Source organism: Streptomyces sp. NPDC092369, assembly GCF_044755245.1.
Taxonomy (GTDB): domain Bacteria; phylum Actinomycetota; class Actinomycetes; order Streptomycetales; family Streptomycetaceae; genus Streptomyces.
The window spans coordinates 600,016-623,618 of record NZ_JBIVQP010000001.1 but is presented as its reverse complement, the minus strand read 5'-3'; the positions used below and the strand labels follow the sequence as shown (position 1 = coordinate 623,618).

Annotated in this window: 25 protein-coding genes and 1 pseudogene; 15 read left to right on the top strand and 11 right to left on the bottom strand. The window is 70.5% G+C overall.

Annotation, left to right across the window (positions count from 1 at the left end; genetic code table 11):
• Positions 1-6: 6 nt before the first annotated feature.
• Both ACIQI8_RS02730 and ACIQI8_RS02725 read left to right on the top strand, forming a co-directional pair.
• The gene (locus ACIQI8_RS02730; RefSeq protein ID WP_402343977.1) at positions 7-1,296 is read left to right on the top strand and encodes an ROK family protein; all 1,290 of its coding nucleotides are present in this window, start codon (positions 7-9) and stop codon (positions 1,294-1,296) included.
• 58 nt (positions 1,297-1,354) lie between these two features.
• Positions 1,355-1,588 carry a hypothetical protein gene (locus ACIQI8_RS02725; RefSeq protein WP_402343974.1) on the top strand — a complete coding sequence of 78 codons (234 nt, stop codon included), beginning with the start codon at positions 1,355-1,357 and terminating at the stop codon, positions 1,586-1,588.
• 56 nt (positions 1,589-1,644) lie between these two features.
• Here ACIQI8_RS02725 and ACIQI8_RS02720 read toward each other — a convergent pair whose 3' ends face one another.
• On the bottom strand, positions 1,645-2,607 hold the full coding sequence (locus ACIQI8_RS02720) for an SDR family NAD(P)-dependent oxidoreductase (protein ID WP_402343971.1): 963 nt from the start codon (positions 2,605-2,607) through the stop codon (positions 1,645-1,647).
• A gap of 316 nt (positions 2,608-2,923) precedes the next feature.
• Positions 2,924-3,946 (bottom strand): PHP domain-containing protein, encoded by a 1,023-nt coding sequence (locus ACIQI8_RS02715; protein WP_402343968.1) that lies wholly within the window; start codon positions 3,944-3,946, stop codon positions 2,924-2,926.
• Positions 3,947-4,011: 65 nt separating this feature from the next.
• Here ACIQI8_RS02715 and ACIQI8_RS02710 point away from each other — a divergent pair, with 65 nt between their 5' ends.
• Complete coding sequence (locus ACIQI8_RS02710) at positions 4,012-4,248, top strand: hypothetical protein (RefSeq protein ID WP_402343965.1); 237 nt, start codon at positions 4,012-4,014, stop codon at positions 4,246-4,248.
• A gap of 61 nt (positions 4,249-4,309) precedes the next feature.
• On the opposite strand, the gene ACIQI8_RS02705 is transcribed toward ACIQI8_RS02710, so the two are convergent.
• The 3 genes from ACIQI8_RS02705 to ACIQI8_RS02695 all read right to left on the bottom strand — a co-directional run bounded on the left by ACIQI8_RS02705 (position 4,310) and on the right by ACIQI8_RS02695 (position 7,115).
• The gene (locus ACIQI8_RS02705; protein WP_402343962.1) at positions 4,310-5,566 is read right to left on the bottom strand and encodes a lectin; all 1,257 of its coding nucleotides are present in this window, start codon (positions 5,564-5,566) and stop codon (positions 4,310-4,312) included.
• 179 nt (positions 5,567-5,745) lie between these two features.
• Positions 5,746-6,360: a VanZ family protein gene (locus tag ACIQI8_RS02700; RefSeq protein WP_402343959.1), complete on the bottom strand. Its 615-nt coding sequence runs from the start codon at positions 6,358-6,360 to the stop codon at positions 5,746-5,748.
• A gap of 92 nt (positions 6,361-6,452) precedes the next feature.
• Positions 6,453-7,115, bottom strand: coding sequence for a DUF4230 domain-containing protein (locus tag ACIQI8_RS02695; RefSeq protein ID WP_402343956.1), 663 nt, complete (start codon positions 7,113-7,115; stop codon positions 6,453-6,455).
• Between the two features lie 209 nt (positions 7,116-7,324).
• Between ACIQI8_RS02695 and ACIQI8_RS02690 the strand changes: the two genes are divergently transcribed.
• Together ACIQI8_RS02690 and ACIQI8_RS02685 are read left to right on the top strand one after the other, a co-directional pair.
• Positions 7,325-8,278, top strand: coding sequence for a ribose-phosphate diphosphokinase (locus ACIQI8_RS02690; protein WP_402343953.1), 954 nt, complete (start codon positions 7,325-7,327; stop codon positions 8,276-8,278).
• Between the two features lie 8 nt (positions 8,279-8,286).
• Positions 8,287-8,681, top strand: a pseudogene (locus ACIQI8_RS02685) (elongation factor Tu); the annotation flags it as partial.
• Positions 8,682-8,742: 61 nt separating this feature from the next.
• On the opposite strand, the gene ACIQI8_RS02680 reads toward ACIQI8_RS02685, so the two are convergent.
• Together ACIQI8_RS02680 and ACIQI8_RS02675 are read right to left on the bottom strand one after the other, a co-directional pair.
• Positions 8,743-9,123, bottom strand: coding sequence for an anti-sigma factor antagonist (locus ACIQI8_RS02680; RefSeq protein WP_402343950.1), 381 nt, complete (start codon positions 9,121-9,123; stop codon positions 8,743-8,745).
• Between the two features lie 208 nt (positions 9,124-9,331).
• Positions 9,332-9,769 (bottom strand): MarR family winged helix-turn-helix transcriptional regulator, encoded by a 438-nt coding sequence (locus tag ACIQI8_RS02675; protein WP_402343947.1) that lies wholly within the window; start codon positions 9,767-9,769, stop codon positions 9,332-9,334.
• A gap of 142 nt (positions 9,770-9,911) precedes the next feature.
• On the opposite strand from ACIQI8_RS02675, the gene ACIQI8_RS02670 reads away from it, so the two are divergent.
• Both ACIQI8_RS02670 and ACIQI8_RS02665 read left to right on the top strand, forming a co-directional pair.
• Entirely contained in the window at positions 9,912-11,366 is a 1,455-nt protein-coding gene (locus ACIQI8_RS02670; RefSeq protein ID WP_402343944.1) for an aldehyde dehydrogenase family protein, read from the top strand.
• Positions 11,367-11,391: 25 nt separating this feature from the next.
• Positions 11,392-12,498, top strand: coding sequence for an NAD(P)-dependent alcohol dehydrogenase (locus ACIQI8_RS02665; protein WP_402343941.1), 1,107 nt, complete (start codon positions 11,392-11,394; stop codon positions 12,496-12,498).
• A gap of 59 nt (positions 12,499-12,557) precedes the next feature.
• Here ACIQI8_RS02665 and ACIQI8_RS02660 read toward each other — a convergent pair whose 3' ends face one another.
• Positions 12,558-13,508, bottom strand: a complete 951-nt coding sequence (locus ACIQI8_RS02660; RefSeq protein ID WP_402343938.1) for an NADP-dependent oxidoreductase — start codon at positions 13,506-13,508, stop codon at positions 12,558-12,560.
• A gap of 71 nt (positions 13,509-13,579) precedes the next feature.
• Here ACIQI8_RS02660 and ACIQI8_RS02655 point away from each other — a divergent pair, with 71 nt between their 5' ends.
• Together ACIQI8_RS02655 and ACIQI8_RS02650 are read left to right on the top strand one after the other, a co-directional pair.
• Positions 13,580-14,539 carry a GlxA family transcriptional regulator gene (locus tag ACIQI8_RS02655; RefSeq protein WP_402343935.1) on the top strand — a complete coding sequence of 320 codons (960 nt, stop codon included), beginning with the start codon at positions 13,580-13,582 and terminating at the stop codon, positions 14,537-14,539.
• 66 nt (positions 14,540-14,605) lie between these two features.
• Positions 14,606-15,475 (top strand): hypothetical protein, encoded by an 870-nt coding sequence (locus tag ACIQI8_RS02650; RefSeq protein ID WP_402343932.1) that lies wholly within the window; start codon positions 14,606-14,608, stop codon positions 15,473-15,475.
• A gap of 7 nt (positions 15,476-15,482) precedes the next feature.
• Here the strand turns inward: ACIQI8_RS02650 and ACIQI8_RS02645 are convergent, their stop codons facing one another.
• Together ACIQI8_RS02645 and ACIQI8_RS02640 are read right to left on the bottom strand one after the other, a co-directional pair.
• Complete coding sequence (locus ACIQI8_RS02645) at positions 15,483-16,046, bottom strand: TetR/AcrR family transcriptional regulator (RefSeq protein ID WP_402343929.1); 564 nt, start codon at positions 16,044-16,046, stop codon at positions 15,483-15,485.
• Positions 16,043-16,405 (bottom strand): DUF1304 domain-containing protein, encoded by a 363-nt coding sequence (locus ACIQI8_RS02640; protein WP_402343926.1) that lies wholly within the window; start codon positions 16,403-16,405, stop codon positions 16,043-16,045. The genes ACIQI8_RS02645 and ACIQI8_RS02640 overlap by 4 nt, the downstream gene beginning before the upstream one ends.
• A gap of 114 nt (positions 16,406-16,519) precedes the next feature.
• Between ACIQI8_RS02640 and ACIQI8_RS02635 the strand changes: the two genes are divergently transcribed.
• The 6 genes from ACIQI8_RS02635 (at position 16,520) to ACIQI8_RS02610 (ending at position 21,582) form a co-directional block, all read left to right on the top strand.
• Entirely contained in the window at positions 16,520-16,996 is a 477-nt protein-coding gene (locus ACIQI8_RS02635) for a GNAT family N-acetyltransferase (protein WP_402343923.1), read from the top strand.
• Between the two features lie 256 nt (positions 16,997-17,252).
• A complete protein-coding gene (locus tag ACIQI8_RS02630; RefSeq protein ID WP_402343920.1) occupies positions 17,253-18,965 on the top strand; it encodes an ATP-binding protein in 1,713 nt (570 codons plus the stop codon).
• Between the two features lie 5 nt (positions 18,966-18,970).
• On the top strand, positions 18,971-19,381 hold the full coding sequence (locus ACIQI8_RS02625) for a roadblock/LC7 domain-containing protein (protein WP_030043913.1): 411 nt from the start codon (positions 18,971-18,973) through the stop codon (positions 19,379-19,381).
• Positions 19,378-19,749 (top strand): DUF742 domain-containing protein, encoded by a 372-nt coding sequence (locus tag ACIQI8_RS02620; RefSeq protein ID WP_123996251.1) that lies wholly within the window; start codon positions 19,378-19,380, stop codon positions 19,747-19,749. The genes ACIQI8_RS02625 and ACIQI8_RS02620 overlap by 4 nt, the downstream gene beginning before the upstream one ends.
• Positions 19,730-20,335, top strand: a complete 606-nt coding sequence (locus ACIQI8_RS02615; protein ID WP_402343915.1) for a GTP-binding protein — start codon at positions 19,730-19,732, stop codon at positions 20,333-20,335. Before ACIQI8_RS02620 ends, ACIQI8_RS02615 begins: the two co-directional genes overlap by 20 nt.
• Complete coding sequence (locus ACIQI8_RS02610; RefSeq protein WP_402343912.1) at positions 20,332-21,582, top strand: cytochrome P450; 1,251 nt, start codon at positions 20,332-20,334, stop codon at positions 21,580-21,582. Before ACIQI8_RS02615 ends, ACIQI8_RS02610 begins: the two co-directional genes overlap by 4 nt.
• A gap of 90 nt (positions 21,583-21,672) precedes the next feature.
• Here the strand turns inward: ACIQI8_RS02610 and ACIQI8_RS02605 are convergent, their stop codons facing one another.
• Positions 21,673-23,403, bottom strand: coding sequence for a hypothetical protein (locus ACIQI8_RS02605; protein WP_402343909.1), 1,731 nt, complete (start codon positions 23,401-23,403; stop codon positions 21,673-21,675).
• Between the last annotated feature and the right edge of the window lie 200 nt (positions 23,404-23,603).

Here is a 23,603-nt window from a genome sequence, read left to right as displayed (position 1 = left end):
AGCCACATGGCGGGGCGCAACGGGCGAACGGTGCGGGACCTCAGGCGGGCCAACCGCACGGCCGTGCTCCAGCGGCTCTACTTCGACGGACCCCTCAGCCGATTCGAACTCGGCCCGGCGACCGGTCTCAGCTCCGGCTCGGTCAGCAATGTGGTCGCGGACCTGATCGCCGACGGCCTGGTCGAGGAGGCCGGCAGCGTCGACTCGGACGGCGGCCGCCCCCGCACCCTGCTGCGGGTCGCCCCCGGCAGCGGCCACATGATCGGCGTCGACGTCGGCGAAACCCGCGTGCGCGTCGAGCTGTTCGACCTCACCCTCACCGAACTCGCCCGCGTGGAGCGCCCGTTGGCGAAGCAGCGCTACGAGGTCGAGGTGATCGTGGGCCACATACGCGACGGCGTCGACGAGGTGCTCGCCGCCGCCGGCATCGACCCCGAGCAGCTCCTGGGCGTCGGCATCGGCGTCCCCGGCATCGTCGAACGCACGCCGGAGCACGGGGCCGTCGTACACGGACAGACCATCGGCTGGGACGCGGTCCCGCTGGAGAGCCTGCTGCGCTCCACCTGCCAACTCCCTGACGCCGTCCCGTACTTCATCGACAACGGCGCCAAGACCCTCGGCCAGGCCGAGATGTGGTTCGGCGGCGGACGCGGCGCGCGCAACGCGATCGTGGTCCTGTTCGGCTCCGGCGTCGGCGCCTGCCTGGTCACCCCCGAGGTGGAGCACGGCCGCGCGGTCGAGTGGGGGCATCTGACGGTACGGGTGCGGGGGCGCCGGTGCCGGTGCGGCGCGCTCGGCTGCCTGGAGGCCTACGCGGGCGCCGAGTCCCTGCTCGACCGGTGGCGCGACGAGGGCGGCCGGCTCCCCGAGGGCACCGACGAGGAGACCGCGATGACCGCGATGCTCGCCGCCGCCTACCCGCCCGAGGGCACGGCGGCCGACCCGGTGGCCCTCGCGGTCCTGGAGGAGACCGCCGAGTACCTGGGCGCGGGCCTCTCCGACCTGATCAACCTCTTCCAGCCCGAACGCATCCTGATCGGCGGCTGGGCGGGTCTCCAGCTCGGCTCCCGCTTCCTGCCCGCCGTACGTCGGCACGCGATGTCGTACGCACTGCGCTATCCGGCGGACAAGGTGACCGTCGAGCTCGGTCTGCTCGGTCCGGACGCCGTCACCGTCGGTGCCGCGATCCTGCCGCTCGCGGACTTCTTCGCCCGCGGCGGCCGGCGCGTCGAGCCGGAGCCCGAGGGTCCGGCCCCCGCCTGGCGCACCGCGCTGGAGGACCGCGCCCCGCACTGAGGTTTCGGCACCGGCCGTGCAGGTACCCGCCTCCCTCGGACGACCGAAGGAGTGCACGATGGCCGACGAACACCGCAGAGGCCAGGATGGCGAGCCGGTGCCGCGGGACCTGCCCGACCAACTGGCGCACGAGGGCGAGGACCCCTGGGACCCGGACCTCGGCGAGGCCGACCGTGACGGCTCCGCCGAGGACGTCCCCGACGCCGACGAAGCCGGTGCGGGCCGACAGGGCACCCCGCGCTCCGCGACGGTCCATCCCGAACACCCGGCACCGGACGAGTCCTCCGCCTGAGCCGACGGGCCGCACGGGGGCGGCGAACGGCGACCGCCGCCCTCAGGACACGACCGTCAGACCGTGAACGCGTTCACGCCTGTCAGTTCCGCCGACAGGTCCCACAGTCGGGCCGCCTGCTCGGGGTCCGTCGCCCAGGCCTTCACGCCGACCCGCTCGTCGTCCGCCGGGGCGGGCTCGGCGATGTCGCAGTCCTCCAGGTAGACGCCGCCGAGGCCGTCCAGCTGGGGCGAGGTGGCCGCCCACACCTGGGTGGCCGCGCCCTGCTCCGGGGACTTGAAGCCCTCGGGGTTGAGCGGCTTGCCGTCCTCGTCGATCCAGCCGCGCTCGATCATCTCCTCCTTGGCCAGGTGCCGCTGGAGGGGCGTGAGGATGCCGCCGGGGTGGAGCGAGAACGCGCGGACCCCGGCGTCGCGGCCGAGCCGGTCGAGGTGGACGGCGAACAGGACATTGGCGGTCTTGGCCTGGCCGTAGGCCTCCCATTTGTCGTAGCCGTGCGTCCACTGGACGTCGTCCCAGCGCATGCCGGAGGCGTGGTGGCCGCGGGAGGAGACGGAGACGACGCGGGCGCCGCCGGGCTCGATCGCGGGCCACAGACGGTTGACGAGGGCGTAGTGCCCCAGGTGGTTCGTCGCGAACTGGGCCTCCCAGCCGGGGCCGACGCGGGTCTCGGGGCAGGCCATGATCCCGGCGCTGCCGATCAGGATGTCGATGGTGCGGCCGGTGGCCAGGAAGCGCTCGGCGAAGCCGCGCACGCTCTCCTGGTCCCCGAGATCCAGCTCGCCCACCTCGACGCCGTCCAGGCCCGCCAGGGCCTCCTCGGCGGTCGCCCTGCGGCGCGCGGGGACGACCACGTGGGCGCCCGCGGCGGTGAGCGAGCGGGTGGTCTCCAGACCGAGGCCCGAGTAGCCCCCGGTGACGATCGCGAGCTTGCCGGTCAGGTCGATGCCCTTGAGTACCTCGTCGGCGGTGCTGGTGGCGCCGAAGCCGGATCCGATCCTGTGCTGTGCAGTGGTCATGTCCGAAACGCTACGGATTGGAGCGCTCTCGAAGTCAAGCGGAAGCCGCGCGACCGCCCCGCGTGGAGCCGCGCGACCGACCCCGGACATGGGGAAGCCCCGACCGGACGGGGGAATCACGGTCGGGGCGGTCTGTGTGTGGGCACGGATGGCGGTCGCCTCTCGGCGAAGGGCTCCACAGGGCTTCAGCCGAACGATCTTCCCTGTGGGCAAAAGGTGAGGCCCGGGGACACTGTCCCATCCGCACCCACGTGTTGTTCAACGGGCAACCTCCCCGTGGTGTTCCTGCCCGTGCCCGGATTCGGGGTGACCTGCGTCACCGCCCCCGGGTCCAGGCCAGCAGCGCGTCGGCGGACCAGGTGTTCACCACCCGTTCGGCGGGCACCGCGCACTCCTCCGCCCGCGCGCAGCCGAGGATCTGCCAGTCCAGCTGCCCGGGCGCGTGCGCGTCGGTGTCGATCGAGAACAGCACCCCGGCGTCGACGGCCCGCCGCAGCAGCCGCCTCGGCGGGTCCAGCCGCTCCGGCCGGCTGTTGATCTCCACGGCCGTACCCGACTCGGCGCACGCGGCGAACACCTCGTCCGCGTCGAACTCCGACTCCGGCCGCGCGGAACCCCCGTCCCGCCCGATGACCAACCGTCCTGTGCAGTGCCCGAGGATGTCCGCGTGCGGATTCCGTACGGCGGCCACCATGCGGCGGGTCATGGCGCGGGCGTTCATGCGCAGCTTCGAGTGCACCGAGACCACGACGACGTCGAGGCGCTCCAGCAGTTCCGGTTCCTGGTCCAGGGAGCCGTCGTCGAGGATGTCGCACTCGATCCCGGTGAGCAGCCGGAACGGCGCCCAGGTCTCGTTCAGCGCCGCCACCACGTCCAGCTGCTCGCGCAGCCGCTCGGGGGACAGGCCGCGGGCCACGGTCAGCCGGGGGGAGTGGTCGGTGAGCACCGCCCAGTCGTGCCCCAGGCGGGCCGCCGTCCGGCCCATCTCCTCGATCGGGCTGCCCCCGTCCGACCAGTCGGAGTGCAGATGACAGTCCCCGCGCAGCAGCGCCCGCAGCCGTTCACCGCCCGGGGGACGCGGTTCGGGCTCGGCCCGCTCCAGCTTCGTCAGATACTGCGGCACCTGTCCGGCGAGCGCCTCGCGCACCACCTGGGCCGTCTTGGGGCCGACGCCCTTCAGGGACTCCAGCGTCCCGGCGGCCGCCCGCTCGCGGACCTCGTCCGCGGGCAGTTCCGCCAGTACCCGGGCGGCACCGCGGAAGGCCCGGACGCGGTAGGTCGGCGCCAGGGACCGCTCCAGCAGGAAGGAGATCCGGTCCAGTGCGTCCAGGGGATCCACGGCGGCCTCCTTGGGGGACGAATCAGCAGATTCGCGACTCCGGAATGAGCTCTACGCTCTATTGCATGACCGAAATCGCGAGCCCGCACATCTCCCGGCCGAGAATCCTGGTTCTCGGCGTGCAGCCGGGCACACCGCCGTTCCGGATCGTGGAGATCGACGGTCTGGTGGTCGCCGAGGCGAAAGAGGTGACCGATGTACTGGAGGTCGCCGCCGTCTTCGGCATCACGGTCCATGACATGGACGATCCGGACGTGGTGCGGTGGGTCGGCGGCGACAAGTTCACCTGGCGCCTGCACTAGGACCTGACCGGCGGATCAGGTCCCAGGAGCGGAACAGGCACTACGAGCGGTCGGCCACGGCTCAGCCGATCGTCCACTTCTGGTTGGCGCCGCCCCCGCAGGTCCAGATCTGCAGCGGGGTGCCGTTGGCCGAGTTGTTGCCGGTGACGTCCAGGCACTTGTTGGCCTGTGGATTGACGATGTCGTTCGCCGAACTGACGGCCCACTTCTGGGCGTTGGAGCCGTTGCAGTCGTAGAGCTGGACCTTGGTGCCGTCCGCGGTGCCGCCGGCGTTCACGTCCAGGCACTTGCCGAGGGCGCGGATCGTGCCGTCGGAGCCCACGGTCCACTGCTGGGCGGCCGAGCCGTTGCAGTCGTAGAGCTGTACGGCGGTGCCGTTGGCGGAGTTCCCGCCGGCGACGTCCACGCACTTGCCGGCCAGGCCCCTGATCGCAGCGCCGCCGGTGGGCGTGTCGCTCGTGGTCACCGACACCGAGTCCACCACCAGCTGGGCCGGGAAGGCCGTGGAGCTGTTGGGGTCACCGGGCCAGTAGCCGCCGACCGCGAGGTTGAGGATCAGGAAGAACGGCTTGTTGAACGCCCAGGTGTTCCCGCCCACGTCGGCAGGGGTGCGGGTCTGGTAGACGACACCGTCGACCGACCACTTGATCGAGTTGGGCGCCCAGTCGACCGCGAAAGTGTGGAAGGCGTCCGCGAAGGCCTGGCCGTTCGACAGGGTGTAGCCGGCGCCTATGCCGGCCGAACCGGAGTAGCCGGGGCCGTGGATGGTGCCGTGGATCGTGGAGGGCTCGAAGCCGACGTTCTCCATGACGTCGATCTCACCCGAGTTGGGCCAGCCGACCGAGCCGATGTCGGTGCCGAGCATCCAGAACGCGGGCCACATGCCCTGTCCGCGCGGGATCTTCATCCGGGACTCGACATGGCCGTACTGCGCGCTGAACTTCCCGGAGGTGTTCATCCGGGCCGAGGTGTACTGACAAGTGCCGTACCAACACTGGTAGTTGGCCGGGTTCTCCTTCTTGGCCGTGATCACCAGGTGACCCTGGCCGTCCAGGGCCGCGTTGTTGGTGCCGGACGTGTAGTACTGGCGCTCGTGGTTGTTGACGTTGTCGCCGGTCTCCAGGGACCACCTGGAGGAGTTGACGGCACTGCCGGCGGCACCGTCGAAGGTCTCGTTGAAGACCACGGCGGCCGCGGAGACGTCAGAGGCGGAGACATCGGATGGATCCGCGTGCGCCGCGCCGGTCGCGGCGGACGCGACCAGCACGGCGGACAAGGCGGCGAACAGGCATCTGCGGAGCAGGCGTGGGGAGGCCACGTCTCTGTCCTTCCGTACGGCGGTCGAGCACACAGGTGGGCCGACCGGGGTGGGGGGTGAAGGCGTCGCCTGTTGATTTAAGGAGTGAGAAAAGGGTGAGTCAATAGCTAGGTACGGACCAACTATCGACAATCAGGAACCCCGGACGGCTGGATTCCGTTCCCCCGCACGTCGGAGGGCTAGAGGTCCTTGGACGCCTTCGCCGACTTCTCCTTCGCGGCCTTCCGCTCGGCGGACCTGACCTTGCGCGGCCGGCGCTTGCGGGCGTGCACGACGCGGCCCATCCGGCGGCCCAGGAGGAGGTAACCGATCAGCGCGCCACTGGTGTTGAGGATGACGTCGTCGATGTCGAAGGCCCGGCCGGTGATCAGCGCGCCCTGGGCGAACTCCACCAGGAGCATCACGACGGCCGTCAGCAGGAGCACCCGCAGCAGCCCGCGGGCCTTCGGGGCCAGGACCGGGATGAGGATGCCGAACGGGATGCCGAGGACGATGTTGCCGCCGATCTGCTTGACGGCGTCACGCAGGGCGGGTTGGTCGAGATAGGCCTTGAGCGAGCGGCCCGGGTGGAGATTGGTGTGCACGAGAGCCGTCGACGCGGGCGACGGCTCCAGTGTCAGCCGGGCCAGCACGACGGCGAACGCCACCATGAACGCGAAGGCGCACAGCATCGCCAGGAAGCGGATCGGGAAGGGTACGACATGCCGTTCGACGGTGGCCGGCTGCTCCTCGCCCTCTGTCTTGGCGGAACGCAGACGCCAGCCGGCGCGCGGTCGTACGACTGTCCGGGCCATTCAGTCCTCCGGTCTTGAACGTGCCGATGTGGAAGGGCGGATACCCGCGAATCTTCCGAGGATGCTGTGCGCCGAACCTGATCCGGTGCGGATCAGGAGGCGAAGGTGACGTGCACGACCTTGAAGCCGAGGGAGTGCAGCAGACCCTCCAGCATGTCGGTGGTGTTGGTCTCGGCGCGCTTGGTCAGACCGCTGTCCTTGGCCGCGTCGCCGATGTGCTTGACCGCGAGTTTCTGCACGGCCTGTTCGCTGTTGGGGTTGTCCGAGAAGAAATCGCCGAGCCGGTCCAGGAGTCCGCGCTGCTTGGACACGGCGTAGGAGCGGTCCGGGTTCAGGGCGGGCTTGCCCAGGGCCGCGTGCGGCAGCCTGAGCGTGGCGGACGTGCGGTCCTCGTTGACCGTCACGTCGTCCTTGCCGACCTTCCCGAGGTCGACATAGGCGTCGACGGTGCCCGCGCCCACGTAGAGGACACGGGAGCCGCGGATCGCGTCGGGCAGGTACTTGGTGTCCTTCTCCAGGTCCACGACGACCTGGAAGTTGCCGGACGCGGCGTCGTAGCGGCTCATGTCCTGGATGGACTGCAGCAGGGTGGGCCCCGTGCGGTCGTGCGTCTCCGTGCCGAACAGGTCCTTGAGACCGGGGATCACACTCAGCGTGACCCCGATGAAGAACACCGCGATCACCAGCACTACGGCGCACACCGCTTTTACCCAGCCCGGCATCCGCCGGGACACGCGCCTGATGGGAGTCGTCATGGTGACGGCCCTCCTTCCTAGTCACCGGATGCCCCCCAAAAGCCTTGTCAGACCGCCCTGTTGCCGTTTCGGGACACATGCCTGGGGCACGGGGGGCGCACCCGCGGGTGCACCCCGCCCCACCTGCGCGTCGGCGGCGCGCGGCGGCCGGTTCCGCGTGGTCAGTAGCATGAGGCCGACCCCCGGATCGATCATGCGAGGAGCGGACCGTGCGAGACATCTCCGTGTTCAGCGGCAGTGCCCACCCCGACCTGGCGGCGGAGGTCTGCGCGCATCTCGGGGTGCCGCTCAGCCCGACCCGGGTCAGCCGGTTCGCCAATGACTGCCTGGAGGTGCAGCTCCAGGCCAACTGCCGGGAACGGGACGTCTTTCTGATCCAGCCGCTGGTCAAGCCGGTCCAGGAGCACCTGGTCGAGCTGCTGTTGATGTGCGACGCGGCGCGCGGGGCGTCGGCGGGGCGGATCAGCGTGGTCATGCCGCACTACTCCTACGCGCGCTCCGACAAGAAGGACGCGCCCCGGATCTCGCTCGGCGGGCGCCTGGTCGCCGATCTGCTGGTGGCGGCGGGCGCCAGCCGGGTGCTCGCCATGACCCTGCACGCGCCGCAGGTGCACGGCTTCTTCTCGGTCCCGGTCGACCATCTGCACGCCCTGCGCGAACTGGCCGCGCACTTCCGGCAGTACGACCTGTCCCGCACCACCGTGGTCTCCCCGGACCTCGGAAACGCCAAGGAGGCCGCCGCGTTCGCGCGGTTGATCGGCGCCCAGGTGGCGGCCGGCGCCAAACAGCGGTTCGCGGACGACCGGGTGGAGATCAGCTCCGTCATCGGCGATGTCGCGGGCCGGGACGTCATCGTGCTGGACGACGAGATCGCCAAGGGCAGCACGGTGCTGGAACTCCTGCAGCGACTGCGGGAGTTGGGGCCGCGCTCGATCCGAGTGGCGTGCACGCACGGCCTGTTCGCGGACGGGGCGCTCAAGCGGATCGGTGAGCAGCCGGACGTACTGGAGATCGTCTGCACCAACACCGTGCCAGTGCCCGAGGAGGAGCGCACGGAGAAGCTGCGGATCCTGTCCATCGCCCCGGCCCTCGCCGAGGCCGTGCGGCGCATTCACAACGGTGAGTCGGTCAGCGCCCTGTTCGACGCGCCGCCGAGCGAATAGACATGAGGTACGAGTTCCCCGGCGACGACCTGCCGGTGGTGCGGGTCTCCGCGCTCAAGGCGCTGGAAGGGGACCCGGAATGGAGCGCCTCGGTGCTCGAACTTCTGGGCGCCGTCGACGAGTTCGTGCCCGAGTCGGTACGGGACGTGGACCAGCCGTTCCTGATGCCCGTCGAGGTCGAGATCGTCGGCATCCACGAGACCAGGACGCGGACCACCGTCACGACCGACGCGACGGGCGTGGTGACGTTGCCCAAGGGCACCGAGATGGTTATGCCGGGCGACAAAACGACCATGAACGTACAGCTGATCCAGCCGTCGCCATGGAAGAGGGGCTGAAGTTCGCCATCCGCGAGGGCGGCCGGACGGTCGGCGCCGGTCAGGTCACCAGGATCCTCGAGTAGCGGCGTTCGCCCGGAGACAGCCGCTCGCCCAGAGAACAGCCGTCCGCCCGGAAGCAGCCGTTCACACGGAACCGGACGTGGCCTCGGGCTGGCCCAGGGCCGCGTCCAGCGTGGCGTGCGGCGGCAGCAGCCGGGTCAGCCCGGTGACCCGCATGACGCGCAGAGTGAGGGCGTGCGTGCAGACCAGGCGCAGCTCGCCGTCCTGATCCAGGGTCCGGGCCCGGGCCCGGTACAGCAGCCGCAGTCCCGAGCAGTCGAAGAACTCGACGTCCCTGAGGTCGATCACCAGCCGGACCTCGGGGCGCGCGGTCACCCGGTCCAGATGCGGACCGATCTCCACGGCGGCGGCGATGTCGATCTCACCGTGGAACTCCACCACGGTGTGCCCGCGGTCCTCGTGCACGCGCAGATGGTGGGTGAGCGGCGCAGGTTCCTGCTGCACGACGACATCGCCTCCAACCTGCTCCGACTACGGCGGGGACCGCAGGCCACCGGGGTCTGGGGTGACATCGTGCAGCGAGCGTACGAGTGCAGCCGCGCCCCGGGCTCCTGAGCCAGCGCAAATCCGTTCCCCGCTCTGCAAGTTACCCTCGATCGAGTGAATTTGAGCATGTTCGATTGACATATGTCTTCGAATTGGGAGGACGAGTCTACGAGAGTGCGCGCCAGGCCTTGGAGAGCGCCTGGCGGAGCTGCTCCGTCTGGTGCGTGGTGAGGTCGCTCACCATCCGCTCCTCCAGCTCCCGCACCGGCCCGGCGCACCGCCCGAGCAGCTCGCGCCCCTCCTCGGTCAGCAGGATCAGCAACTCGCGCCGGTTGCGCGGATTGCGCTCGCGGCGGATCAGTCCGCGGCTCTCCAGGGACCGTACGAGATCGGCGATGGACTGGGCCGTGACGAAGGAGTCGCGGGCCAGCTGGGCCGCCGACAGCCCGTCGTGCCGCTCCAGGACGGTCAGCGCCGTGTACTGCAGCGCGGTGATCCCCGACGGCCTGACCAGCTCGTCCAGGCGGGAGCGCGCGGCCAGTTCCACCTGCTTGACCATGTAGAGCAGGGACGGGGGTGCCTTCGTTTCCTGGGGGACGGCCATGTCCCGAGCCTAGAGCATTGACAGGAATCCTGTCTGTAATCAGACTGCGGACCAGACGATGAACCAACAGGAATCCTGTTGGTTGAATGCTTAGCAATCTTGGTAGTCCTGGCAATCCTGGCGATGAGGCTGAGGAGTGGTGATGACCGCCTTCGAGATCGAACCCGGACGGCTGCTCGTCGGAGGACAGTGGCGCGAGGCCGCGGACGGAGCCCGCATCGAGGTGGTCGACCCGTCCCGGGGCGCGGTCGTCACCACCGTCGCGGCGGCGGGCGCCGCCGATGTGGACGCGGCGGTGCGGGCGGCGCGCGAGGCCTTCGACGGGGGCGCGTGGTCCGGGCTGAGCGGCCGTGAGCGGGGCCGGGTGCTGCACCGGGTCGCCGAGCTGATCCGCGAACGGGCCGACGAGATCGCCGAGTTGGAGAGCCTGGACGTGGGCAAGCCCATCACGCTGTGCCATGCCGTGGACGTGACCAACACGGCCAACGACTACGAGTACTTCGCCGCCCTCGCCCACTCCCTGGACGGCGCCGTCCGCGACACACCCATGAACGCGCTCGCGTACACCAAGCGCGAGCCGCTCGGGGTCGTCGCCGCGATCACCCCCTTCAACTTCCCGCTGATCCTTGCCGGTTCGAAGATCGGCCCGGCGCTCGCGGCCGGCAACACGGTGGTGCACAAGCCGGCCGACGAGACCCCGCTCAGCGCGCTCTGCATGGCCCGGCTGTTCCAGGAGGCCGGCGTCCCGGACGGCGTGGTCAACGTGGTCACCGGGACCGGCCTGGTGGCCGGCGAGGCACTGCTGCGCCACCGCGGGGTCGACAAGGTCGCCTTCACCGGCTCCACCGCCGTCGGCCGCCATGTGGCGCGCACCGCCGGTGAGGCACTCAAGCCGGTCACGATGGAACTCGGCGGCAATGCGGCCCACCTCGTCTTCGAGGACGCCGACCTGGAGAAGGCGGTCGGCGCGGTCATCAAGGCCTTCGTCTTCAACACCGGGCAGTTCTGCATGGGCGGCCCCCGGCTCCTGGTGGCCCGCTCGGTGTACAGCACCCTGCTCGGCATCCTCGCCGAGGCCGTCCCGGGCGTCCCGGTCGGCGACCCGCGGCTGCCCGAGACCGTCGTCGGACCGATGGCGGGGGAGCGGCACCTCAAGAAGGTCGAGGAGTACGTCGATCTGGCCCGCAAGGAGGGCGCCCGCATCGTCTGCGGCGGCGAACGGCTCGACCTCGACGGCGGCTACTACTACAAACCGACCGTGATCGCCGACCTGTCGAACGACTCCCGGGTCGTCCAGGAGGAGATCTTCGGCCCCGTCCTGACCGTGCAGCCCTTCGACACCGAGGACGAGGCCGTCGCGCTCGCCAACTCCACGCCCTACGGCCTGGCTTCGGGCATCCAGACCGGCAGCCTCGCCCGCGCCCACCGCATCGCCGACCGGCTCCAGGCCGGCATCGTCTGGATCAACGACTGGGCCATGCTCGACCCAGCGGTCCCCTTCGGCGGCGTCAAGGACTCCGGCTTCGGCCGCGAGTACGGCCCCGAGGCGCTGGCCGCGTACACCCGGACCAAGTCCGTCGTCGTCTCGCTCGACTGACCACGCCCACCAAGGAGTCTCTGCGATGTCCACCACCACGCGCGCGGCCGTCGTCGAGTCGGGCGGCGCACCCTTCACGCTCACCGACGTCGAACTGGCCGAGCCCGGCCCGCACGAGGCACTCGTCCGTGTCGTCGCAACAGGCGTGTGCCACACCGACCTTGGCGCGGCGAGCGGCGGACTGCCCTTTCCGCTCCCGGGAGTTCTCGGGCACGAGGGCGCCGGCGTGGTCGAGGAGGTCGGCTCCGCCGTCACCGCTGTCGCACCCGGCGACCATGTGGTGCTGTCCTTCACCTCATGCGGTGACTGCCGCAACTGCCAGGGCGGTCACCCCGCCTACTGCGCGACCTGGCTGCCGCTGAACCTCATCGGCGGTCGCCGCGCCGACGGCAGCAGCACCATCAGTCGGGACGGGCAGCCCCTCGGCGGACACTTCTTCGGCCAGTCCGCGTTCGCGCAACGGGCGTTGGCCGACGAGCGCAGCCTCGTCAGGGTCGACCCGGATGTGCCGCTGGAGTCGATCGCCCCGCTGGGGTGCGGAGTACAGACGGGGGTCGGTGCCGTCTGGAACGTGCTGAAGCCCCGGCTCGGCGACACGGTCGTGGTGCTAGGCGCCGGGGCGGTTGGCCTGTCGGCGGTGATGGCGGCCGCCCTTACCCCGGCCACCGGGATCATCGCCGTCGACCGGGTTGCCGAACGGCTCGCACTGGCGCGGGAGTTGGGCGCCACCCATACCGTGGACGCCGGCGCGGCCGACGTCGTCGGGGCGCTGGCGGAGATCACCGGCGCCCGGGGCGTCGACGGCATCGTCGAGACCACCGGCAACGTCGCCGTGCTGCGCCAGGGCGTCGACGCGCTCGCCGCTCGCGGCACCCTGGTCGTCGTGGGAGCTCCGCCGTTCGGCACCGAAGTCGCCCTGGACGTCAACGGGTTGCTCGGCGGGAAGCGGGTCGTCGGACTCACCCTCGGCGACGCCGAGACACAGTCCTTCATCCCGGCCCTGGTCCGGCTGGTCCAGGAGGGACGGCTCCCGCTGCACCGCCTGATCACGACCTATCCGTTCGCGGACATCGACCAGGCGGTGCGGGACATGAGGGCGGGCAAGACGATCAAGCCGGTGCTCACGTTCTGACCCGTGGCGGCCTTCGAGACGGACCTGCCGGGGCCGGCCCGGCCTCGGAGCCGGCCGCGTCAGTCCGTCAGCAGGACGATCTTTCCCGCGGTGCGGCCGGTGCCGCCGAGCGTGTGTGCCTCCGCGGCCTCGGCCAGCGGGAAGGTCGCGGCGATCGTGGCGCGCAGCTTGCCCGCCTCCACCAGGTCGGCGATCGCCGCCATGCCGCTGTGGGAGGCGTCGACCAGCATGCGCAGCGCCCGCACACCGAGCCGCTCGGCCTCCTCGTAGAACTCGTTCGAACCGATCGGGACGATCGAGACCAGTTGGCCACCCGGGCGCAGGACGCGCATGGAGCGCAGGGCGGTGTCGCCGCCGAGGGTGTCCAGGACGACGTCGACGTCCTTCACCACCTCGGTGAAGTCCGTCTCCCGGTAGTCGATCGGCTCGTCGACGCCGATGGAGCGCAGGAAGTCGTGCTTGGCCGCGCTCGCGGTGCCGATCACGTAGGCGCCGCGCGCCTTGGCGATCTGCACGGCCACGTGCCCGACCCCGCCGGCCGCCGCGTGGATCAGCACCCGCTGCCCCGGCTGGACGTCCGCGTACTCGACCAGGCCCTGCCACGCGGTCAGCGAGACCAGCGGGAGTGCGCCCGCCTGGGTGTGGTCGATCGAGGCCGGCTTGTGCGCGAAGGTGCGCGCCGGGGCGGTGACGTACTCGGCGTGCGAGCCGTGCCCGTAGGGGTAGGACAGCATGCCGAAGACCTCGTCGCCGGGCTGGAAGCGGGCGACGCCGACGCCGACCGCCTCGACCGTGCCGGAGACGTCCCAGCCCAGCACGAAGGGGGGTTCGCCCAGGAAACCGCCGGTCTTGCGGTGCTTCCAGTCGGTGGGGTTGAGGCCGGCGGCGTGGACGCGGACCAGCACCTCGTTGGTGCGCGGCTGAGGGCGTTCCAGCTCGACGAGCTTGAGGACCTCGGGTCCGCCGAGGGTGTCCTGGCTGATGGCTCGCATCGTGTTCACAGTGCTCATGGTGAACCAGCCTGCCCCGGGCCGCCCGACAGGGAAATGGCACGATGGTCAACCTTCGATAGGATCGTGCCATGCGTGAGAACAATCGGGTGGAACGGGTCGTCGTGCTGGCGCTGGACGGCGTGCACCCCTTCGAGCTGGGCATCCCCAACCGGATCTTCGACGCGGCGGGCGGCCGGTACGAGGTGCTGACCTGCTCCGTCGACGGCCGTCCCGTGCGCACCAACGCCGACTTCACGGTCGGCGTCGAGCACGGTCCCGAGGCCCTGGCCACCGCCGACACCGTCGTGGTCGCGGCTGTCGCCTCGTCCCGCGTGACCGCCGACCTGCCGGAGGAACTGCGTACCGCGCTCGCGCTCATCCGGCCTGACGCGCGCATCGTCTCCATCTGCACCGGCGCCTTCGTGCTCGCCGCAGCCGGCCTGCTCGACGGGCGCAAGGCCACCACGCACTGGCAGCTCGTCGAGCCGTTCCGGCGGATGTACCCGCACATCGACCTCGACCCGGACGTCCTCTTCGTCGCCGACGGACGGATCCTGACCTCGGCCGGTGCCGCCTCCGGCGTCGACATCTGCCTGCACATCGTGCGCGAGGACCACGGCAGCGAACTCGCCAACGCCGTCGCCCGCAGCCTGGTGGTCCCGCCGTACCGGGACGGCGGCCAGGCGCAGTACATCGAACAGCCCATGCCCGAGCCGGGCGCGGCGAGCACGGCCGCCACGCGCGCGTGGGCGCTGGTCCGCCTCGACGAACCACTCACCCTCGGCGACCTCGCCCGGCACGCCGGCATGAGCATGCGCACCTTCGCCCGTCGCTTCAACGACGAGGTCGGCGTCAGCCCCGGCCGCTGGCTCATCCAGCAGCGGGTCGCCCACGCCCGGCACCTGCTGGAGTCCAGCGACCTGTCCGTGGACCAGATCGCCGGCCAGGTCGGCTTCGCCACCGGCGCCTCGCTACGGCAGCACCTGCACGCCGCGATCGGGGTCTCACCGCAGGCGTACCGGCGTACCTTCAAGGCCGCCGTGCGCTGACCGTGAACGTTCCGGAGGGCCGTCACGTCTGAGGACCGGAAACAGCGGGCGGAACGGGGGAAGTTGATGCGCGGACGACTTGTGGTGACGACGGTGCTGGTCGCGTCGGCGGCCGTGGCCTGCGGCGGCGAGAAGGACCAGGACCTGGTCATCGCCGGGACCGCTCCGGCCGTGCCGTACAGCGGACCGCTGTACGTGCCCACGAAGAACCTCGACGAGGACAGCGCCCGCGCCACACGCATCGAGTCGGGCGCGGCGGGCCGGGCCCTGGAGTGCGACGGGGAGATCTACTCCGGCGGGGGCGGCGGCGCGTGGAGCGAGCGCGACGGCGGGTCGACACCGGAGGAGGGGCTGCGGGCCTTCTTCGACATGGAGCAGTCCGACTACCCCGACCACGGCTATCGCGTCGAGCGCCGGGAGGCCGACCGCGTCCTGTACTCCTTCGACGTCGCCGGGCGGACCAAGGTCGCCGTCGTCGTCGCCAAGGACCAGAAGAACAGACCCGGTTGGGGCCCGGACACCAGCGCCTCCTGCGATCCCACCGAACTCCCGGCCGACTACACCGACGGTCAGTGGTACGAGATCTGGACCGACGCGCGGGGCAGGCGGGTGCCGATCACCAAGGTGCACAGCTCCGTCGGCGACGAACACTGCGGCTGGGAGAAGGCGCACTTCCTGTCGGTGGGGGAGCGGGACAAGGAGGACGAGGACGGCAGGCTCTACGCCCGCGATCCCGACGGCGTGCTCCCCGCGTCCATGCTGACCTCGGCGTACGACGGGGACGTCCGGATGCCCGCCGACGCCCACGACACCGGATACCGGCGCGGCGACCGGCACTTGTGGCTGTCGGACGACGATCCGTCCAGGGCCTACGTCCGCACCGCCCACGGCGTGGAGGCCTGGCCGCAGGTGCGGCCTGACCAGGGCTGCAAGTGAGTCACCGTCATCTGCTCGCGTGCAGTGCGACGAGCAACTGCCATACCTGGTCGGCGACGTGGGGTGCGTCGGCGTCCAGGAGCCCGTGCAGCCAGTCGGCCAGTACGCCGGCGAAGGTCGCTGCGACCGCGGAGGCGACCAGCGGGGCGTCCGCCGCACCCGCGCGTTCCCGCTCGCGCAGGCTGTAGGCCCGCAGATCCCGGTGCAGCACGAGGCCGAGTGGGCCGCCGCCACCTGGAGCGAGCAGCGCGCGGTAGAGCTCGGCGTGCGGGGTGAGCGAACCGAAGAACTCGGCCAGCGCGGGCGGCGCGTGCACCGGGTCGGGCCGCCCCTGCCAGGAGTGCAGCGCCTCGACCGCCTCCCGTACGACGTCGGCGCACGCGTCGACGGCCAGGGCCTCCAGGTCGGCGTAGTGGACGTAGAAGGTGGCCCGGCCGACCCCGGCCCGACGCACCAGGGCGGCCACGCCGACCTCCGCCAGAGGCCGCTCGGCGCACTCGGCGAGCAGGGCCTCACGCAGCCGCTCCTTGGTGCGCGCGGCCCGCGGGTCCTCGGGCGCGGGGCGTGTCACTGCGCGATCAGGACGGCGGCCAGGGCGATCGCGCCGGGCAGGGCCTGGGCGAACAGGATGCGGCGGTTGGCGGTGACCGTGCCGTACACGCCCGCGATCACGACACACGACAGGAAGAAGACCTGGGCGCGGAACCCGGTCGGGTCCGCCGCGATGAGCCCCCACACCAGCCCGGCGGCGAGAAAGCCGTTGTAGAGCCCTTGGTTGGCGGCCAGCGGCGCGGTCGCCTTCGCCATCTGCGGGTCGAATCCGTGCAACCCCCGGCCGGGCTTCTTCTCCCACAGGAACATCTCCAGCACCAGGATGTAGGCGTGCAGCGCGGCCACCAGGCCGACCAGCACGTTCGCGAGCGTCTCCATGCGGAACTCCAATTCGTGGAAGGGTCCATGGACAAGTTCCTGGACAGGTGTCCATCTTAGCTGGACAGCTGTCCAGGAAATTGCCCTGTCGGTGCCGGTCGCTAGCCTCGGCCCATGACTGGTGGAGAGCTGATCGTTCGAAGGGCCCGGGTCGAGGACATTCCGGGGCTTGTCGCTTCCAGTGCGCGCCTGTTCGCCGAGGACGGGGGAACCCGCGACCCGAGCATGAACGTCGACTGGCCGCTCGAGCACGGCGCCGCGTCCTTCGATGCGGCCCTGGCGGACCCGGCGCGGCTCGTCCTCGCGGCGGAGTGCGACGGAGAGGTCGTCGGCCATCTCATGGGGTCTGTCACCGGGCCTTCGGACAAGCGGCTCGTCACGTCCGCGACCTTGATCAGCCTGTATGTCCGCTCCGAGTACCGGCGTGCGCGGGCCGGGGCCCGGCTGGTGGGGGAGTTCCTGGAGTGGGCCGGGCGGGAGGGGGCCGAGTTCGTCGAGGTGACCGCGTACGCGGCGAACGCCGACGCGATCCGGTTCTACGAGCGCAACGGCTTCGGTGCCATGACGATCACATTGCGCCAGTCCCTCTGACCTCGGAAGCCGCTGTGCGGCGTCAACTGACGGGTCGCGTAAGTGATTTGTCGATGAATGGATCGCTGGCTGAGAGTGACGGAATCCTCACTTCCGTCAAACGATCTAGGTTGATCTTTTGGTGTCAGAACCCGATAAGCTCCCTCCGGACGCTGCGAGTTGACCCGATCGCGTTCGGTCATCTCGCGCTGCGTATTCATCAGTGAGGTCCCCCAGCACACTCCCCTTTTCGATCGGGTTGCTTCGAAGGATGCAGATGGAACTCGCCACTCCGCCGCCGGCGGCGCGGGCCCCTGTCGCCTGGTACAGCTGGTGGTTGATGCCGCTGGCCTTAGGAGGCGGAACGGTAGCCGCTACGTTCATGAGCTCCGAGCGAATAACGGCCGCCGTCGCCGGTGCCGCGGCGACGGCCGCGAGCGCCGTCTGCGTACGGCTGTTGATTCGCACCCGGACGCAACTGCGCCGGGTCGAGGGCTCCTTCCGCAGCTCGCAGGCCGAGCAGTCCCAGCAGTGGCAGCAGCATGTCGCGGGCCTGGAGCGGAAGTTCGCCGCCGAGCGCGGCTCCCTGGAGTCCCAGCTCGCCGACCAGTCAGGTGCCTACGAGGCACAACTCACCGAGCGCACCGCCGCGTTGGCGAGCCAACTCGCCGAGCAGTCCGCCGCGTTCGAGCTCCGGCTGACCGAGCAGGCCAAGTCCTACGAGGCTCAGCTCGTCGACCAGGCCGAGGTCTGGCAGGAGCAGGTCGCCGCACAGCAGGCCGCGCTCGCCCAGCTCGGCGACGAGCAGCTGCCCGACGCGCTGGAACGGCTGCGCTCCGGCGACGCCATCGACGACCTGCTGCCCGAGCCCGGGTACTACGCCAAGGTCGGCGCCGACTTCCAGGCCGACCTGCGCAAGGTGCTCAGGACCGCCCTCATCGGCGTGGAGGAGGAGTTCAACCGCTCCACCTCCGCCGAGCAGGCCGTCATCAGCATCGGCAACCGCATCCACGTCCTGACCAGCAAGCTGCGTGGCCGGCTGCACGAGATGCAGGGCGAGCACGGCCGGCTGCCGGCCGTCGCCCGCGGTCTGATGGAGCTCGACCAGGAGCTCGGCCCCGCCGACTCGCTCGCCGCCAGCATCGGCGTGCTCGGCGGCTCGGACCGGCCCGGACGCCAGTGGCAGGAGCCGCAGCGCCTGCTCAGCGTGATGCGCGGCGGCATCGGCCGGATCAAGGACTTCCACCGCGTCGAGGTGCGCCATCTGCCCGAACTCGGCGTGGACGGCGGCCTGGTGGACCACCTCACGCTGATCTTCGCCCACCTGCTGGACAACGCGGCCCGCTACTCGCCGCCCACCGAACCGGTGGTCGTCTCCGGCAAGGAGGTCCCCAACGGCGTCGGCATCGAGATCCAGGACTCAGGCAAGGGCCTGAGCGAGGAGAAGAAGCGCGAGGCCGAGGACGCCCTCGCGGGCACCGGGGTGGGCGCGGGTCTCGGCGGCATCTCGGAGGACGCCAACATCGGTCTGCGCGTCGTCGGCGCTCTCTCCCGTCGCTACGGCATCCGCGTCACCTTCGCGGACTCGCCGTGGCTCGGCACCTCGGTGGTGCTCGTGGTCCCGCACAAGTACTTCAGCCCGCTTCCCGCGGCCACCCCGGCCCAGCCGGTCCAGGCCGCGCAGACCGCGACGGCCGTCCCGGGCCGCGGCGCGACGGCGGTCGACGAAGTACCCGATGCGGAGGCCGAGTTCGGCGAGGCCACGGACACCACACCCGGAGGACTGCCCCGGCGCCGCAGCAAGCGGAACGAGGAGCCCAAGCCGAGGACCGTGGAGCGGACCGAGGAGTCGGCGGCCTTCGCCGTCCCGCCGGACGAGTCCTTCGCCGGCCTGGCCGCGTTCGCGACCGCCGGCCGGGAGACCACCGAGGAGGACGCGGCTCCGGCCGGCCGTGAGTCCACCGAGCACCGCACTGAAGAGAGCGACTAGTCCACATGACGCAACAGGGAACCGACGTGAGCTGGGCGCTCCGCGATCTGGTGGAGTCCATCCCGGAGATCCGTTTCGCCCTCGTGGCCTCCAGTGACGGCAAGGCCATCACCAGCTTCGGTGCCGAGGACCCCGACGACGTCGACCGGTTCGCGGCCGTGGTGGCCGGACTTCAGGCCCTCGCCCAGCCGGTCGCCGAGCAGTTCCCCAAGTACGCGGGGCAGCTGCGGCTGGCGATGATCGAGGTCGACGGCGGTCACCTCTTCGTCGTCCGCGCCGGTGTGGAGACGTATCTCGGCGTGCTGGCACGGGAGGGCCTCGACCAGGGTCTGCTCGGTCATCAGATGAGGGATCTGGCCCGCAGGATGGGTGAGCTCCTCGGCACCACTCCGCGCCTGGAGGAGCACTCTGGATGAGTGCTCCCCGACCGCCCACGGACCCGTCCGGTCTCGAGCGCTACTACGTCCTCACCGGAGGACGTAGCGGACCGGGCGGTTCGGCGTCGAGTCTCGACGTGGCGACCCTCATCGTCTCCCTGACCGCCCCCGTACCGGGCATGCAGCACGAGCACGAGGAGATCGTCCGGCGTTGCCGCGATCCGTTGTCGGTGGCCGAACTAGGCGCCCACCTCGGACTGCCCTTCAACATTCTCGCGGTGCTGCTGGCCGATCTGCTCGAGGCAGGCCGCGTCGACGCCCGTGATCCGATCCCGGCGCACGACGCCGGTCGCGGGCCCGACCTCGCGCTCCTTGAGGAGGTACTCAGTGGACTTCAAAGGCTTTGACCATCCCGGCCGGCCGGCTGCCGGAGGCACCCGCTCGGTGAAGGTGATGATCGCCGGCGGCTTCGGCACCGGAAAGACCACCATGGTCCGCTCCGTCAGCGACATCAAGCCGCTGACCACCGAGGAGACGCTCACCCAGGCGAGCGCCGGCGTCGACCACCTCATCGGCGTCGCCGACAAGACGGAGACCACCGTCAGTCTGGACTTCGGCAAGATCAGCCTCAACGAGAGCCTGATGCTGTACCTGTTCGGCACCCCCGGGCAGGAACGGTTCTGGTTCCTGTGGAACGGCCTGTTCAAGGGCGCGCTCGGTGCGGTCGTCCTGGTGGACACCCGCAGGCTCGCCTCCAGCTTCCGGGCGATCGAGGAGATGGAGCGGCAGAACGTCCCCTTCGTCATCGCCCTGAACGTCTTCCCCGACTCCAAGAACCACCCGGTCGACGAGATCAGGGACGCCCTCGACATCTCCCCGTACATCCCGGTCGTGGAGTGCGACGCCCGGGACCGCGCCTCCAGCCGCGATGTGCTCGTCGCCCTGATACAGCACATCAAGGACCGCTCGGCCGCCGCCCTGGAGCCTCGATGAACGACCAGCCCTTAAACGGTCCCGACGTCCCGCGGGGCTGCCCCGTCGCGCACGGATCGGGCGACCTCACCCGGCTGTTCGGGCCGGAGGCGTCGACCGACCCGTCCGGCATCTACGAGCGGCTGCGCAAGGAGCACGGCTCCGTCGCGCCGGTGCTCCTGGAGGGCGACGTCCCCGCCTGGCTGGTGCTCGGCTACCGGGACAACCGGCGGGTGCTGGACAACCCGCGCCAGTTCAGCCGGGACGCGCGGATCTGGCGGGACTGGCGGGAGGGGCGTGTCTCGGAGACGTCACCGTTGATCCCGATGGTCGGCTGGCGGCCCGACTGCGTCTCCCAGGACGGCGAACCGCACCGCCGGCTGCGCGGCGCGGTCACCGACGGACTGCTCGCGGCGTCCAGCCGGGGCGTACGGCGGCACACCTCGTACTTCGCGAACAAGCTGATCGACGCGTTCGCCGACGCCGGGCGCGCCGACCTGGTGGCCGCGTACTCCGAGCAGTTGGCGATGCTCGTGCTCACCCGGATCCTGGGCCTTCCCGCGGCGGACGGGCTACGCCTGGTCGAGTCGTGCGCCGAGGTCTTCAAGGGCGGCGAGGGCGCTCTCGAGCACAACGGCCGGATCATGCAGATCCTCTCGGAACTCACCGACCGCAAGCGGGCCGAGCCGGGCTCCGACTTCGCCACGGCCCTGCTGCAGCACCCGGCCGAGCTCGACCACGACGAGGTCGTCAGCCATCTGCGTCTGGTGCTGATCGCCGCGCACACCACCACCAGCAACCTGCTGGCCCGGGTCCTGCAGCTGATCCTCACCGACTCCGCCCGGCTGTCCGGTCTGGTCAGCGGACAGCTGAACATCTCCTCGGTGGTGGAGGAGGTCATGTGGGACGCCCCGCCGCTGTCGGTGCTGCCGGGCCGGTTCGCGGCCGCCGACCTGGAGCTCGGAGGCCATCACATCCAGGAGGGTGAACTGCTCGTCCTGGGTCTGGCCGCAGGCAACCGCGACCCGGAGGTACGGCCCGACTCGGCCGTCGCTCTGCAGGGCAACCAGGCGCATCTGGCGTTCAGTTCGGGACCGCACGAGTGCCCGGGGCAGAACATCGGCCAGTCCATCATCGAGATCGGCGTGGACGTCCTGCTGCACCGGCTGCCGGGCCTTCGCCTGGCCGTGCCGTCGGAGGAACTCTCCTGGACCGCCTCCACCTGGGACTCCAAGCTCGACAGCCTGCCGGTCGAGTTCTCCGTCTGACACCACCGCTGCCCGGCCGTACTCCGGCCGGGCAGCGCCGTCTCCGCACACGAATGCCGTGGGGCCAGGTCCCGGAACAGGGCTCGGGCGTCAGCCGTCGAGCCAGTCGCCGGCGACGTCCGTGGGGCGGTATCCCGTGGCGTTCCAGAGGAAATGCGGGTGGGCGGCGCCGAACATGTAGGCCAGCAGAGCGGTGTCTTCCCGCCCCGTCCGGGGGTCGTGCAGGGCGTGGAACCTCGCGGCTCCGATCACGCCGGCGTCCTGTTGGATGTCACGGGCGCGGGCCGTCGAGGGTGCGGCGCCCGATGCCTCCACGGCGGCGATGTAGGTACGGCGCAGGATCTCCCACGCGTTGTCGGTGTCACCGTGCCAGGGGCCGTGCAGCGCCTCGAAGGCATGGAGCTCGGCGTCGAACAGGGCCCATGTCCCGGGGTGTTGGGCTCGGCAGCGTGCGGACAGCTCCGCTGCCCCGGCGCTCAGTGCCGGTACGGTGCGCCGCGGGGCGATGGTGAGGGTGGTGCCGTGGGTGAGGATGCCGGAGCACGGGTTGGGCTGCAGATCGCAGAGCGGGCACTCCTCGGCCGGAGGGAGGCCCGCCGTGATGCCGTCGAACCACAGGGCGTGGCGGCCCGTGAGCCCCATCCAGACGATGGTGGTGGTCATCAGCCAGGTGTTCCACATCGAGTCGTGCGCCTCGGGCATGCAGCCGTACTTGACGATGGCTATGGCGCAGGCGGCGTAGAGGGCCTTGGTGTGGGTGGGCATCTCGGCGAGCCAGAAGTTGCTTATCTCGCCGGTGAGGGCGTCGGCCCGTACGTCGGCCATGTCGTCGATGACCCGGCACAGCAGCAGGGAGGCGAGGTTCTCCTCCTGCCAGAGTTCGGTGTCAGGGGCGACGTGCCAGAACAGACAGTCCAACATCTGCAGGATCGAGTAGGTGCTCTGGCCCAGCGGGTTGCTCTGGGGGAGCGTGACGCTGCCCGCCTCGTGCTGGCGGAGCCAGTACTCGTCGACGGACCGCTTGTGGGCGGCGAAGAGTCCGGAGACCAGGGCCCGTGCGCTGTTGGTGCTGAAGTTCTCGGCCAGGCGGCTTTCGACGTGTTCGGTGAGGCGTGTGGTGTCGATGGTGTCGATGACGCGTTTGTATTCGTGGAAGACGAGGATGTCGTCCTCGAATCGGTGGCGGTGGCCCAGGTCCCGTTCGAGGTCGTTCATCTGCCGGGTCCACGACCATCCACCGGTCAGGACGCTGTCGAGTTCCCGGCGGTGCGGCCAGGTCTTGACGGTGAGGGGACGACCGGCGCTCTGCCGCCAACGGTAGTCGTCCAGGGTGCGCGCGGGGGGCGTGGGCAGCCGACGGCACAGGGCGCAGGCGCAGACGGTTGACCGCTCCTCCTCGCGCGGCGGGGTGAGCGCCCGGCTCCGCCAGGCCCCTTCCAGCATCGAGCAGCTCAGCCGGCAGACCTCGACATCGGTGCCGACCTGAGGGAAGGCCGCTTCGATCAGGTCCAGGCTGGTGTCGAGGTGCCTCAATCTGGCACGGCCCTCCGCGTCGGGCGGGAGGAACGCGGTCTGCGCCAGATGGAGGGCCCCCTCGACATGGAGCGTGGTACCGGCACGGGGGGATCCGAGTGCGTCCAGCCGCTGCTGAGCGGCGTTCTGGCACCTCAGATACTCCTCCGTGCTCCCGTTGATGCGGTTCACCAGGAGGCGGGCCAGGGCGTTCCCCGCCTCCGTGGGCTGGAGTTGGGCGCTCGGCTGCGCCGGGAGCGAGTTGTCGGCGGACGACGTCGGACCAGCACCTACGACGCGAAATTTCACACAGGTCTCCATCAGGTTGTGGCCATGACAACGGAGTCGATCGGCCGTGGCGGTCGGCCGGTCGTGTTCGGGGGGCTTCCGGCCTACGGCCGCGGGAATGGCGGATTCACCCTGCTTGCCGTCGTCCTGCCGTGAACGGCTCGTCCTTGTCCAAGCACTCCTGAGGCATGCGATTCCTTCTGGGAGACGGCGCTACAGAG

What these genes read in the sequence shown, in the direction of transcription:
- ACIQI8_RS02700 (WP_402343959.1), bottom strand. Translation starts at nt 6,360, where the DNA reads ATGGCCCGGACAGTCGTACGACCGCGCGCCGGCTGGCGTCTGCGTTCC.
- ACIQI8_RS02650 (WP_402343932.1), top strand. Translation starts at nt 14,606, where the DNA reads ATGCGCGGACGACTTGTGGTGACGACGGTGCTGGTCGCGTCGGCGGCC.
- ACIQI8_RS02675 (WP_402343947.1), bottom strand. Translation starts at nt 9,769, where the DNA reads ATGGCCGTCCCCCAGGAAACGAAGGCACCCCCGTCCCTGCTCTACATG.
- ACIQI8_RS02635 (WP_402343923.1), top strand. Translation starts at nt 16,520, where the DNA reads ATGACTGGTGGAGAGCTGATCGTTCGAAGGGCCCGGGTCGAGGACATT.
- ACIQI8_RS02720 (WP_402343971.1), bottom strand. Translation starts at nt 2,607, where the DNA reads ATGACCACTGCACAGCACAGGATCGGATCCGGCTTCGGCGCCACCAGC.
- ACIQI8_RS02665 (WP_402343941.1), top strand. Translation starts at nt 11,392, where the DNA reads ATGTCCACCACCACGCGCGCGGCCGTCGTCGAGTCGGGCGGCGCACCC.
- ACIQI8_RS02640 (WP_402343926.1), bottom strand. Translation starts at nt 16,405, where the DNA reads ATGGAGACGCTCGCGAACGTGCTGGTCGGCCTGGTGGCCGCGCTGCAC.
- ACIQI8_RS02610 (WP_402343912.1), top strand. Translation starts at nt 20,332, where the DNA reads ATGAACGACCAGCCCTTAAACGGTCCCGACGTCCCGCGGGGCTGCCCC.
- ACIQI8_RS02655 (WP_402343935.1), top strand. Translation starts at nt 13,580, where the DNA reads ATGCGTGAGAACAATCGGGTGGAACGGGTCGTCGTGCTGGCGCTGGAC.
- ACIQI8_RS02725 (WP_402343974.1), top strand. Translation starts at nt 1,355, where the DNA reads ATGGCCGACGAACACCGCAGAGGCCAGGATGGCGAGCCGGTGCCGCGG.
- ACIQI8_RS02660 (WP_402343938.1), bottom strand. Translation starts at nt 13,508, where the DNA reads ATGAGCACTGTGAACACGATGCGAGCCATCAGCCAGGACACCCTCGGC.
- ACIQI8_RS02730 (WP_402343977.1), top strand. Translation starts at nt 7, where the DNA reads ATGGCGGGGCGCAACGGGCGAACGGTGCGGGACCTCAGGCGGGCCAAC.
- ACIQI8_RS02710 (WP_402343965.1), top strand. Translation starts at nt 4,012, where the DNA reads ATGACCGAAATCGCGAGCCCGCACATCTCCCGGCCGAGAATCCTGGTT.
- ACIQI8_RS02630 (WP_402343920.1), top strand. Translation starts at nt 17,253, where the DNA reads ATGGAACTCGCCACTCCGCCGCCGGCGGCGCGGGCCCCTGTCGCCTGG.
- ACIQI8_RS02670 (WP_402343944.1), top strand. Translation starts at nt 9,912, where the DNA reads ATGACCGCCTTCGAGATCGAACCCGGACGGCTGCTCGTCGGAGGACAG.
- ACIQI8_RS02620 (WP_123996251.1), top strand. Translation starts at nt 19,378, where the DNA reads ATGAGTGCTCCCCGACCGCCCACGGACCCGTCCGGTCTCGAGCGCTAC.
- ACIQI8_RS02625 (WP_030043913.1), top strand. Translation starts at nt 18,971, where the DNA reads ATGACGCAACAGGGAACCGACGTGAGCTGGGCGCTCCGCGATCTGGTG.
- ACIQI8_RS02695 (WP_402343956.1), bottom strand. Translation starts at nt 7,115, where the DNA reads ATGACGACTCCCATCAGGCGCGTGTCCCGGCGGATGCCGGGCTGGGTA.